Source organism: Nonomuraea rhizosphaerae (genome assembly GCF_019396405.1).
GTDB lineage: Bacteria > Actinomycetota > Actinomycetes > Streptosporangiales > Streptosporangiaceae > Nonomuraea > Nonomuraea rhizosphaerae.
In genome coordinates this window covers 1-10,164 of the sequence record NZ_JAHKRL010000360.1, presented here as the reverse complement: position 1 = coordinate 10,164, position 10,164 = coordinate 1, and the positions used below count along the sequence as shown (strand labels likewise).

11 protein-coding genes are annotated in these 10,164 nt (G+C 71.7%); 5 read left to right on the top strand and 6 right to left on the bottom strand.

The window, feature by feature from the left end; translation table 11 throughout:
* Nucleotides 1-341: ROK family protein (locus KME77_RS18125; protein ID WP_219468942.1), on the top strand; the 341-nt coding region annotated here is incomplete at its 5' end.
* Nucleotides 342-365: 24 nt separating this feature from the next.
* Here KME77_RS18125 and KME77_RS18120 read toward each other — a convergent pair.
* Genes KME77_RS18120 through KME77_RS18105 form a run of 4 tightly spaced genes read right to left on the bottom strand, consistent with a single transcriptional unit; the run spans nucleotide 366 to nucleotide 5,059 of the window.
* Nucleotides 366-1,805 (bottom strand): glycoside hydrolase family 3 protein, encoded by a 1,440-nt coding sequence (locus KME77_RS18120; RefSeq protein ID WP_219468939.1) that lies wholly within the window; start codon nucleotides 1,803-1,805, stop codon nucleotides 366-368.
* Between the two features lie 59 nt (nucleotides 1,806-1,864).
* A complete protein-coding gene (locus KME77_RS18115; RefSeq protein WP_219468936.1) occupies nucleotides 1,865-2,716 on the bottom strand; it encodes a carbohydrate ABC transporter permease in 852 nt (283 codons plus the stop codon).
* Entirely contained in the window at nucleotides 2,716-3,723 is a 1,008-nt protein-coding gene (locus tag KME77_RS18110) for a carbohydrate ABC transporter permease (RefSeq protein ID WP_219468933.1), read from the bottom strand. Before KME77_RS18110 ends, KME77_RS18115 begins: the two co-directional genes overlap by 1 nt.
* Nucleotides 3,724-3,727: 4 nt before the next feature.
* A complete protein-coding gene (locus KME77_RS18105; RefSeq protein WP_219468931.1) occupies nucleotides 3,728-5,059 on the bottom strand; it encodes an extracellular solute-binding protein in 1,332 nt (443 codons plus the stop codon).
* A gap of 137 nt (nucleotides 5,060-5,196) precedes the next feature.
* On the opposite strand from KME77_RS18105, the gene KME77_RS18100 reads away from it, so the two are divergent.
* The 4 genes from KME77_RS18100 (at nucleotide 5,197) to KME77_RS18085 (ending at nucleotide 8,637) form a co-directional block, all read left to right on the top strand.
* Nucleotides 5,197-6,345, top strand: a complete 1,149-nt coding sequence (locus KME77_RS18100) for an ROK family transcriptional regulator (protein WP_219468928.1) — start codon at nucleotides 5,197-5,199, stop codon at nucleotides 6,343-6,345.
* Nucleotides 6,346-6,357: 12 nt separating this feature from the next.
* Nucleotides 6,358-7,032: a M15 family metallopeptidase gene (locus KME77_RS18095; RefSeq protein WP_219468925.1), complete on the top strand. Its 675-nt coding sequence runs from the start codon at nucleotides 6,358-6,360 to the stop codon at nucleotides 7,030-7,032.
* A 25-nt stretch (nucleotides 7,033-7,057) separates the two neighbouring features.
* Nucleotides 7,058-8,143 (top strand): carboxylate-amine ligase, encoded by a 1,086-nt coding sequence (locus KME77_RS18090; RefSeq protein WP_219468922.1) that lies wholly within the window; start codon nucleotides 7,058-7,060, stop codon nucleotides 8,141-8,143.
* A 107-nt stretch (nucleotides 8,144-8,250) separates the two neighbouring features.
* Nucleotides 8,251-8,637: a YbaB/EbfC family nucleoid-associated protein gene (locus KME77_RS18085; protein ID WP_219468919.1), complete on the top strand. Its 387-nt coding sequence runs from the start codon at nucleotides 8,251-8,253 to the stop codon at nucleotides 8,635-8,637.
* A 9-nt stretch (nucleotides 8,638-8,646) separates the two neighbouring features.
* On the opposite strand, the gene KME77_RS18080 is transcribed toward KME77_RS18085, so the two are convergent.
* Both KME77_RS18080 and KME77_RS18075 read right to left on the bottom strand, forming a co-directional pair.
* Nucleotides 8,647-9,396: a sulfite exporter TauE/SafE family protein gene (locus KME77_RS18080; protein ID WP_219468918.1), complete on the bottom strand. Its 750-nt coding sequence runs from the start codon at nucleotides 9,394-9,396 to the stop codon at nucleotides 8,647-8,649.
* Nucleotides 9,393-10,164: gamma-glutamyltransferase (locus KME77_RS18075; protein WP_219468915.1), on the bottom strand; the 772-nt coding region annotated here is incomplete at its 5' end. The genes KME77_RS18080 and KME77_RS18075, both read right to left, overlap by 4 nt.

Sequence of the window (10,164 nt, the reverse complement as noted above, 5' to 3'; positions counted from 1 at the left end):
GAGGGTACGGCTTCGCCGCCGAGAGCGCCGGCCAGTGCGTCAAGGTCGCCGTGGCGGCCGGGGCCGAGGGCGAGCCGCTGCTGGACGAGATCGCCCACCGGCTCGCGCTCGGCGTCGCCGCGGTCTGCGTGATCCTCGACCCCGGCCTGGTGGTGCTGGCGGGCGAGGTCGGGCACGCGGGCGGGGCCGCGCTGACCACCCGCGTGGAGGAGGCCGTGGCCCGCATCTGCCCGGTCCGGCCGCAGGTCGTCACCACCGCGGTCACGCACAGGAACCCGGTGCTGCGCGGCGCCGTCATCGCCGCCCTGGACCAAGCCAGGGAAGCACTGCTGAAGACGTGAGGGCGCTCAGGCCGTGAGCAGCTCTCAGGCCGTGAGCAGTTCCACCGCCGCCTGGGCGTTGGCCCGGGCCGCCCCGTACGTGGCGATGTAGGCGGCGCTGTCCGGCCGCCACACCGGCAGCCCCATCTCGATCACGGTCGCGTCGGGGCGGGCCGCCACGAGGGCCGAGACCAGCTCCCTGCTGGCCTCGTACCGGTGCGCGTCCTTGATCACCACCACCAGCGACCGCTCCCGCGCCTTGGCCAGCAGCAGCGCCACGTCCGCGTCGGCGGGCTTGACCCGGATGATCTCGGCCTCCGGCAGCCACGGGCCGACGCCCCAGGGGACGTCGCCGACGGCGATCGTCGGCGGCGTGTCCACCTCGATCACCAGTGGCTCGACCAGCGGCTCGGTGGCCCCGGTGAGCCGCACGGCGCGCCTGGCGGCGTGCAGGCCGACCACGTTGTGCTCGTCGGCGGGCGAGCCGGGCGAGCCGAGCCAGGAGCGCAGCGCCGCCAGCCGGCTGGCCGCCTCCTCCAGCCGGGCCAGGGGCAGCCGCCCGTCCCGCACGGCCAGCACGATCTGGTCCATGATGTGACACACGTCGTCGTAGGTGGGCAGCGGGCCCAGGCACAGCAGGTCCGACCCGGCCGCCAGCGACAGCACGGCGCCGCCGCCGAGGCCGACGCTCTTGGTGATCGCGTGCATGTCGAGGGCGTCGGTGACGACCGCGCCGTCGTAGCCGAGCTCGCCCCTGAGCAGCTCGGTCATCGCGGCCGCCGACAGCGTCGCCGGGGTGTGGCCGGTCAGCGAGGGCACCGCGACGTGCGCCGTCATGATGGACTTCGTCCCCGCCTCGATCGCCGCCCGGAACGGGGCCAGCTCACGCGAGCGCAGCACGTCGGGCGTGACGTCCACGACGGGCACGGCCACGTGCGAGTCGACCCGGGTGGCGCCGTGGCCGGGGAAGTGCTTGACGCAGGCGGCGACGTTCACCGACTGGAGGCCCTGGACGGCGGCCACGGTGTGCCTGGCCACCAGCGCGGGGTCGTCGCCGAACGACCGGGTGCCGATCACCGGGTTGTCGGCCTCGCTGTTGACGTCGGCGTCGGGCGCCATGTCCAGGTTGACGCCGCAGGCGGCCAGCTCGGAGCCGATCGCCCGGTAGACCCGGTGCGTCAGCTCGGTGTCGTCCACCGCGCCCAGCGCCGCGTTCCCCGGGTACGGGCTGCCGACGTGGTAGTTCAGCCGGGTGACGTCGCCACCCTCCTCGTCCAGCGAGATGACGGGCTCACCGGCGCTCCGCAGCGACGCCGTCAGCGACCGCAACTGGTCCGGATCGGCCACGTTGAAGCCGAAAAGGGTGACGCCCCCCAGGCCGTTCTCCAGCTCGCGCAGCACCCACGAAGGTGCCGTCGTGCCCTGGAAGGCGACGAGCAGCGTGCCGGCCGCCAGGCGGCGCAGCCCCCGATCACTCTGACTCATGGCTCCTCATCACAGGAAAGATGGGCACGCTGACGCGGGCCGTACGACGGAAGCGGTGCTCAGCCCTTGACGGCCCCGGCCACCAGGCCGGAGACCATGCGGCGCTGCACCAGCAGGAAGAAGACGACGACCGGGATGGTCATCATCGTGGAGCTGGCCATGATGGCGCCCCAGTCGGTGCCCTTCTGCCCGAAGAAGTACTGCAGGGCGACGGGCATCGTGTAGCCGGACGAGTCGCTCATCAGCACCAGCGCGAAGATCAGCTCGTTCCACGCGGTGATGAACGAGAAGATGCTGGTGGCCACCAGACCGGGCGCGACCAGGGGGAAGAGCACCTTCCAGAAGGTCGTGAACCGTCCCGCGCCGTCGATCCAGGCCGCCTCCTCCAGCGACTTGGGCACCGCGGCGACGAACGTGCGCAGCATCCAGATGCCGAACGGCAGCGTCAGCCCCACGTTCACGACGATCAGGCCGAGCAACTGGTCGTACAGGCCGAGCCGCTTGACGCTCAGGAACAGCGGGATGAGCAGCGCCTCCGCCGGGATCATCTGCACGATCAGCAGCAGGATCAGGAACGAGTTGCGTCCCTTGAACCGGAAGCGGGCCACCGCGGTGGCCGCCAGCAGCGAGAAGACCGCCCCGATGAGCACCGTGCCCAGGGCCACGATCGCGCTGTTGCGCATGTAGAGCCAGATCGAGTGCCCGGCCACGCCCTCGCTCAGCACGCGGTCCAGGTGCTCGAACGTGAAGTGCGTCGGGAACGGGATGAACTCGGTGGTGAAGATCTGGTCGTTGGCCTTGAACGCCGTCGAGGCCATCCAGTACACGGGGAAGATCGCGAACAGGAAGACCAGCAGCCCGGTCGTGTTCAGCGCGACCTTGCCCAGCCGCTTGCGCGCGAGAGGACTCATCACATCTCCTCCTGCTTGACGAGCTGCCGGACGTACACGGCGGTGACGATGAGCAGGATCACCGTCAGCACCAGCGCGATCGCCGCGCCCGAGCCCATCTTGGGCGGCGGCCGGAACGCCTCGGCGTAGGAGTAGATCGACAGGTTGAACGCCTCACGCACGGCAGGCCCGCCCATGAGCACGTACAGCTGACTGAAGACCTTGAAGTCCCAGATGATCGACAGTACGGTCAGCACCGCGAAGACCGGCTTGAGCAGCGGGAACGTGATCTGCCTGAACGTCCGCCACGCCCCGGAGCCGTCCACCCTGGCCGCCTCGTACAGCTCGGCCGGCACGCCCTTGAGCCCCGCCAGCACCGAGACGGCCACGAACGGGAAGCTCGCCCACACGACGCAGATGATCAGCACCATGTAGATGGACCAGGCCTCGTTCAGCCAGGGTTCGCCGGTCCAGTCGGCGCGGCCGAAGAGCAGGTTGGACAGCCAGTCGGGCAGCAGGTTCAGGGCCCAGTTGATGACGCCGGCCTCGGCGTCGAACAGCCACTTCCAGATGATGCCCTGCGCCACCGGCGGCACGGCCCAGGCGAACATGATGCCGACCACGACGAGGGTGGACATCTTCTTGCCGAGCTTGTTCAGCAGGACGCCCACCGCCGTGCCGACCACCAGGGTCAGCGTCACCGCGAGGACGGCGAAGACGACCGTGTTGCGCAGCGCGGACCAGAAGATCTCGTTGTCGAAGATTTTCGTGAAGTTCTCCCAGCCCACCCACGTGGCCGGCTTCCTGCCGCTGATCTGGACCAGGCCCACCTTCTGGAAGGCGATGATCCCGACCTGGATCAACGGGTAGAGCAGCAGCGCCGCAATCACCAGCAGGCCGGGGATCAGCAGCACGTACGGCACCGACCAGTTGGGCAGTCCGCTGGCCTTGGCGGGGCGGTGGGAGTTGGGTCGCCGTGGGGTGGAGGAGCGTCCTCCACCCCGGGCGATCGTCGAGGTGTTCGTCATAGGGCTAGGAGGCGTTGAGGATTTCTTCGAGCTCGGTGTTGGCCTTGGCCAGCGCGTCGTCGGCCGACGACTTGCCCTCGATGACCGAGCGGGCCGCGTTCTGCAGGACCGCCTTGGTCTCGTTGGCCTCGGTCCAGTGCGGGCTGGCCGGGAACGCCTTGGCCTTGGCGAAGGCCGCCGCGAACGGGGCCTGGGCCGGGTCGCTGGACAGCGCGGCGAGGGAGTCGGGGTAGACCGGCAGCAGGCCGCCGTCCTTGGCGTACTTGTCGCCCCACTCCTTGCCCGAGGCCAACTTCACGAACTCCTTGGCCAGGTCCTTCTCCTTGGCGGTGCCCCACACGGCGATGTCGTTGCCGCCGAGGAAGGACTGCGCCTCGCCGCCGTCCTTGCTGGGCAGCGGGAAGAAGGCCAGCTTGTCGCCCTTGAGCTTGCCCTTGCTGTCCTCCTCGATGCCCGCGAGGTCCCAGGAGGCGGTCAGGTACATGCCGACCTTGTTGTTGGCGAAGCGGGTGCGGATGTCGGTGCTGTTCTGGGTGAGCCGCGACTTGCTGGACAGGCCGTCGGTGACCAGGCCGGTGTACTGCGCGAAGCCCGCCTTGAACGTCGGGTCGGTCAGTTTGCCGACCCACTTGTCGCCCTCCTTGACGGCGTAGTCGCCGCCGGCGGTCCAGGCGAGCGCGCCGAGCAGGTGGTTGGCGTCGGAGCCGCCGTTGAAGGCGAACCCGTCGACGTCCTTGCCCTTCTTCTCCTGGATCTTCTTGGCCGCCGCGACGAGGTCGTCCCACGTCTTCGGCGGCTCGATCTTCAGCTCCTTGAACCAGTCGGCCCGGTACAGCACGGCGCGGCTGCCGCCGCCCCACGGCACGGCGTACGTCTCGCCGTCGATGGTCTCCAGGCCCATGAGGTTCTTCGGGATCTGCGTCTGGTCGCCGCTGGCCACGATGTCGCTGACCGGCTCCAGGGCCTCCTGGCTCTGCCACAGCGGCACCTGGTCGTTGCCGATCTCGGTGACGTCGGGGCCGGTGCCGCCCGCCGCCGCGGCGGTGAACTTGTCGTTCACCTGCGGCCACGGGATCCACTGGACGGTGACCTTGGCGCCGGTCTTCTGCTCGAAGGCGGCCACCAGTTCGTCGGTGTACTTCTGCGCGGCGGGGTTGGTGTCGCCGAGACGCCAGAACGTCAGCGTCTTGCCCTCGCCGGCGGGGCCGGACGAGGCGGGCGCCGAGCCGGCCTGCGTCGGCGAGGCGGCGGGCGTCCCGCCGCCACCGCACGCGGCCGCACCGAGGGCCAGAGCGGCCGTGGTGACCGACGCGGCTGTGATCTTCGCGATCCTCACAGGGTTCTCCCTTCCCGGGTGCTCGCTTGCGGTCCGCACCTGGCTGATCGTCAATGTCGAACGACTGCTGCTAAACTAACAAGAAACTTTCTTAAAAAAAACGCCCGTTAGCCATTCGTGACGAGAGGGGTGCGTTGATGAGTCCCAGCCCCGGGACCCCGCGGTTGCTGCGCCGGTTGAACGACCGCACGGCGCTCGAACTCCTCCTGGAGGACGGGCCGCTGACCCGTGCCGAGCTCGGGGAGCGGACCGGATTGTCCAAGGTCACGGCCGGTCAGCTCCTCGCCAGGCTGGAGGAGCGGGGGCTGGTCCAGGTCCAGGGCGAGCGGGCCGGCGGCAGGGGACCGCACGCGGCGCTGTACGGGGTGGTGCCCTCCAGCGCGTACGTGGCCGGGCTGGAGGTGCTGCCCGACAGCCTGCGGGCCGGTGTGGCGGACATCACAGGCCGGATCGTGGTGGAGGTCACGGTGAACCCCTCCGACGGCCGCGATCCGGTCAAGGCCGTGCACGCCGCCGTCCAGCGCGCGTGCGAGTCGGCGAGGGTGAGCCAGGCGCAGTTGCGGGCGTTCGTCATCGGCACGCGCGGCGTCGTGGACCCGGGGACGGGCGACGTGCGCTTCTCGTACGACCTGCCGGACTGGCACGTCGGCGTGCTGGCCAGCCTGCGGCGGACGCTGGGCGTCCCGGTGACCATCGAGAACGACGTCAACCTCGTCGCGCTCGCCGAGCACCGTTACGGGGCCGCCGTCGGCTACGACGACTTCGCGGTGATCTGGGCGGGCGTCGGCCAGGGGCTCGGCGTCATGCTCGGCGGGCGGCTGCACCGGGGCATCACCGGGGGAGCGGGCGAGATCGGCTGGCTGCCGGTGCCGGGCGAGCCGCTGCCCGCCGACGTGTCGCAGCCGCAGTCGGGCTCCTACCAGCGGCTGGTCGGCCAGGACGCGCTGCGCGGCCTGGCCGAGCTGCACGGCGTGCTCGGCAGCACCGTCCCCGACCAGGTGCGCAACGGCGGCGACGGCTACCTGGACGCGGTGGCCGACCGGCTGGCGGTGGGCGCGGCGGCCGTGGCCGTCGTGCTCGACCCCGGGCTGATCGTGCTCAGCGGCGACATCGGCAGGGCCGGCGGCTCCCGGCTGGCGGCCAAGGTGGAGGAGGCCGTCGCCCGCATCTGCCCGACCCCGCCCCGGGTCGTCGCGACCGAGGTGGCGGGCAACCCGGTGCTCAGAGGCGCCCTGGTGGCGGCCCTGGAGCAGGCCCGTGAACAGGTTCTCTCCGACACTGTGTGAGAATTTCTGCCCATGTGGCAGCCTACGAGCGACATCGTGCTGATCTCTGATCCCCGCGTGGCCGCGATCCCGGTGCGCGACAACGGTGAGGCCCTGGAGGACGTACGCGGACGCCTGCGCGTGGACACCAGGATGGCCGACGAGGCGGGCGCGTACGCGCACCTGCGGTCCGGGCTGCTGGCCCGGCTGGAGCGGGCCGAGCGGCGGCTTCCTCCAGGTTTCCACCTGCTGGTGGTGGAGGGGTACCGGCTCGTCTCGACGCAGGAGCGGATCTTCGCGGCGTACCGCGACCAGCTCATGGCCGACAACCCCGAAATGTCGCCCGACGAGGCATATATCGCGGCCAGCCGGTACGTGTCGCCCGTGGACGTCGCCCCCCACACCGCCGGCGCCGCCGTCGACCTGACCCTCTGCTCGCCCGACGGCGCCGAGTACGACATGGGCACCCAGGTCAACGACAACCCGGAGGACAGCTCCGGCGCCTGCTACACCGACGCGCCCGGCATCTCCGGTGACGCCCGCGCCCACCGCAAGATCCTCGCCGACGCGCTGGAGCCGGTGGGGCTGGTCAACTACCCGACGGAGTGGTGGCACTGGTCGTTCGGCGACCGCTACTGGGCCCTGGCCGAGGGGCGGCCGTACGCGCTGTACGGCCCGGCGGACCTGAAGCAGCAGACGTTCCAGTAAGCGCTTAACCGGGCATAAACGACACGTGACTCCTCTCATCGGGATCGAGGAGGAGTACCTCATCGTCGATCCCTGGACACGCCACGTGGTCCCCCGGGCGGCAGAGGTGTTGGCCGCCGCGACCGACGTCCTGGACGTGGTACACGAGATCACCCGTTTCCAGGTGGAGGCACGCACCGCGCCCTCACCTGACCTGGGCGAGCTGGGCACGCGGCTGCGGGCCGCGCGCAAGGAGGTGGCGCGGGCCGCCCGCGAGTGCGGGCTGGCCGTGGTCGCCAGCGGCATCCCCGTGCTCGGCGACATCGTCCCGCCGCCCCTCACCGACGACGTCCGCTACGAACAGGGCCGGGTCCTGTACCGGGCCCTCCAGGACGAGATCAGCATCTGCGCCCTCCACGTCCACGTGGACGTCCCGGACGAGGAGCACGCCGTCTACGTCGGCAACCACCTGCGCCCGTGGCTGCCCACGCTGATCGCGCTGGCCGCCAACTCGCCGTTCTTCGTCGGCCGCGACACCGGCTACGCGTCGTGGCGGGTGATCAGCTGGGGCCGCTGGCCCGTGTCGGGCGCGCCGCCGTACTTCCCGTCGTTCGCCGACTACGAGCTGGCGCTGCGGGCGCTGTCGGAGTCGGGCGCGCTGATGGACCCCAAGACGGTGTTCTGGGACGCCCGCCCGTCGCCGAAGCTGCCGACCGTCGAGGTGCGCGTCGCCGACGTCCCGCTGGACGTCAACGACAGCCTCACCATCATCGGGCTGATCCGCGGCCTGGTGGTGACCGCGCTGGAGGCGGTCCGGCGCGGCGACCGCGGGCTGCCGGTCCCGTCGGAGGTCGTGCGGGCCGCCTACTGGCGCGCCGCCCGCGACGGGCTGCGCGGCGACAGTCTCGACGTGCGCGAGGGCACGCTGGTGCCGGCGCCGGTGATGGCGGGGCGGCTGCTGGAGCACGTACGGGCCGCGACGGACGAGGCCGGTGACCTGCCGTTCCTTGAGGAGGGGCTGGACCGGCTGCTGGCCCGCGGCAGCGGCGCGGTGCGCCAGCGGCAGGCCCACGACCGGACCGGCCATCTGGCCGCGGTCGTGGACGACCTCATCGAGGCGACGGTGGCGTAATCGAGGCGACGGCGGCGTGAACAGGCGTTTTCTTTGAAAAATCAGTAAGTGTCCCTCCCGTGCGGGCCGCCGCGCCGAGAATGCCTTGACACGGGAGGAGGCACGACATGCGGTCATCGTCGTCGCGGGAAGATCGCGAGTACCTGGAGGCCCTGCTGGAACAGGGCTCCGGGCTGTTGCGGAGCATCCGGGTGGCCCAGGGGAGGCTGGCCGAGGTCACCGGCGAGGGGAAGGGGCCCGAAGGGCTCGCGCGGGTGGTCACCGACCGGCGGGGCCGGGTCGAGCGGATCACCCTCGACCCGCGCGCCATGCGCATGAAGCGCGAACTGCTGGCGGGTGAGATCCTGGCCGCCATCCAGAGCGCCCAGCGCGACGCGGAGGAGCGCTCGGCCGGGATCCTCAGCGAGGTCCAGCCCCGGCCCGGCGCCGTCGTGCCCCCGCTGGACGAGACGGTCGTACAGGAACGCCTCGAACAGATCCTGCACGACCTCTGATCGAAGCCGCTAACGCAGGGCCAGGACGGTGGCCACGCCCAGGCCGAAGACCACCACGACCCCGCGCAGCACCGCGGGCGGCATCAGACGGGCCAGGCGGGTGCCGAGGAAGCCGCCCGCCAGGCTGGCCGGCGCGACCACCGCCACCGCCTCCCACCGCACCGGCCCGAACAGCGAGAACGCCGCCACCGACACCGTGCTGATCACCAGCGACAGGGCGGCCCGCACGGCGTTGACCCGATGCAGGTCGTCGTGCAGGAACATGCCGAGCACCGCCAGCAGCAGCACCCCCATGCCGCCGTTGAAGTACGCGCCGTAACACCCGCCCAGGAACACCCCGACGTGGACCAGCCGGCCGCTCCCCTCCCCGGTGGCCCGCTCGAACCGCTTACGCAGCCACGGCTGGGCCAGCAGCGCCAGGCTGGCGAAGGCCACCAGCCACGGCACCACCGAGTCGAACAGCCGACCGGGCGTCAGCAGCAGCAGCGTGCTGCCGCCGATCGCGCCGAGCACCGCCGTGACCGACAGCACCGTGGCCCGGCGGCGCTGCCCGCGCAGCTCGGCCCGGTAGCCCAGCACGCCGCCCAGGTAGCCGGGCCACAGCGACACGGAGTTGGTCACCGAGGCGCTGATGCTCGGGTACCCGAACGCCACCAGCGCCGGGAACGAGATCAGCGTGCCGCCCCCGGCCAGCGCGTTGACGGCGCCCGCCAGCAGCCCCGCCCCGGCCAGGAAGGCGATCTCCGGCAGTTCGATCATCGGCCCGCCGCGTAGCCCTGGGCGCCCCGGGGGTTGGCGGCGGCCTTCAGGAAGCCGCCGTCACGGGCGACCGCGCTGAGCCTGCCGAGCGACCACGGCCCCTGCACCTCGACCTGGTGCCCGCGCCGCCGCAACTCGGCGACCACCCCCGGGTCCAGGCGGCTCTCGGCGTGCATGACGCCGGGGCGGGAGGCGCGCGGGAAGAACGAGCTGGGGAAGTGCTCGGAGTGGAACATGGGGGCGTCGACGGCCTGCTGCAGGTTCAGGCCACCGCCGTGGACCAGGGACAGGAAGAAGTTGAGGCTCCACTGGTCCTGCTGGTCGCCGCCCGGCGTGCCGAACACCAGCCACGGCCGGCCGTCCCGCAGCGCGAACGACGGCGACAGCGTGGTGCGCGGGCGCGCGCCGGGACGCAGCGAGGCCGGTAGCCCCTCCTGCAGCCAGAACATCTGCGCCCGCGTGCCGAGGCAGAAGCCCAGCTCAGGAATGGTGGGCGAGCTCTGCAGCCAGCCGCCGCTGGGGGTGGCGGAGACCATGTTGCCGTGCCGGTCCACGACGTCCACGTGGCACGTGTCGCCGCGGGTGAGCCCGTCGGAGCCCACCGTGGGCTCGCCGACGCCCGAGCCGGACCGTCCGCCCGAGATGCCGGGCGCGCTGCTGGCCGTCCCCGGGCCGGGGAGGACGGGCAGGCGCGGCGCCCGGCCGCCGGGCGCGCCCGGCCGCAGCTCCATGTCGGCCACCGCGCCGACCAGGCCCCTGCGCAGGGCG

What these genes read in the sequence shown, in the direction of transcription:
- KME77_RS18120 (WP_219468939.1), bottom strand. Translation starts at nt 1,805, where the DNA reads ATGAGTCAGAGTGATCGGGGGCTGCGCCGCCTGGCGGCCGGCACGCTG.
- KME77_RS18115 (WP_219468936.1), bottom strand. Translation starts at nt 2,716, where the DNA reads ATGAGTCCTCTCGCGCGCAAGCGGCTGGGCAAGGTCGCGCTGAACACG.
- KME77_RS18095 (WP_219468925.1), top strand. Translation starts at nt 6,358, where the DNA reads ATGTGGCAGCCTACGAGCGACATCGTGCTGATCTCTGATCCCCGCGTG.
- KME77_RS18110 (WP_219468933.1), bottom strand. Translation starts at nt 3,723, where the DNA reads ATGACGAACACCTCGACGATCGCCCGGGGTGGAGGACGCTCCTCCACC.
- KME77_RS18100 (WP_219468928.1), top strand. Translation starts at nt 5,197, where the DNA reads ATGAGTCCCAGCCCCGGGACCCCGCGGTTGCTGCGCCGGTTGAACGAC.
- KME77_RS18080 (WP_219468918.1), bottom strand. Translation starts at nt 9,396, where the DNA reads ATGATCGAACTGCCGGAGATCGCCTTCCTGGCCGGGGCGGGGCTGCTG.
- KME77_RS18085 (WP_219468919.1), top strand. Translation starts at nt 8,251, where the DNA reads ATGCGGTCATCGTCGTCGCGGGAAGATCGCGAGTACCTGGAGGCCCTG.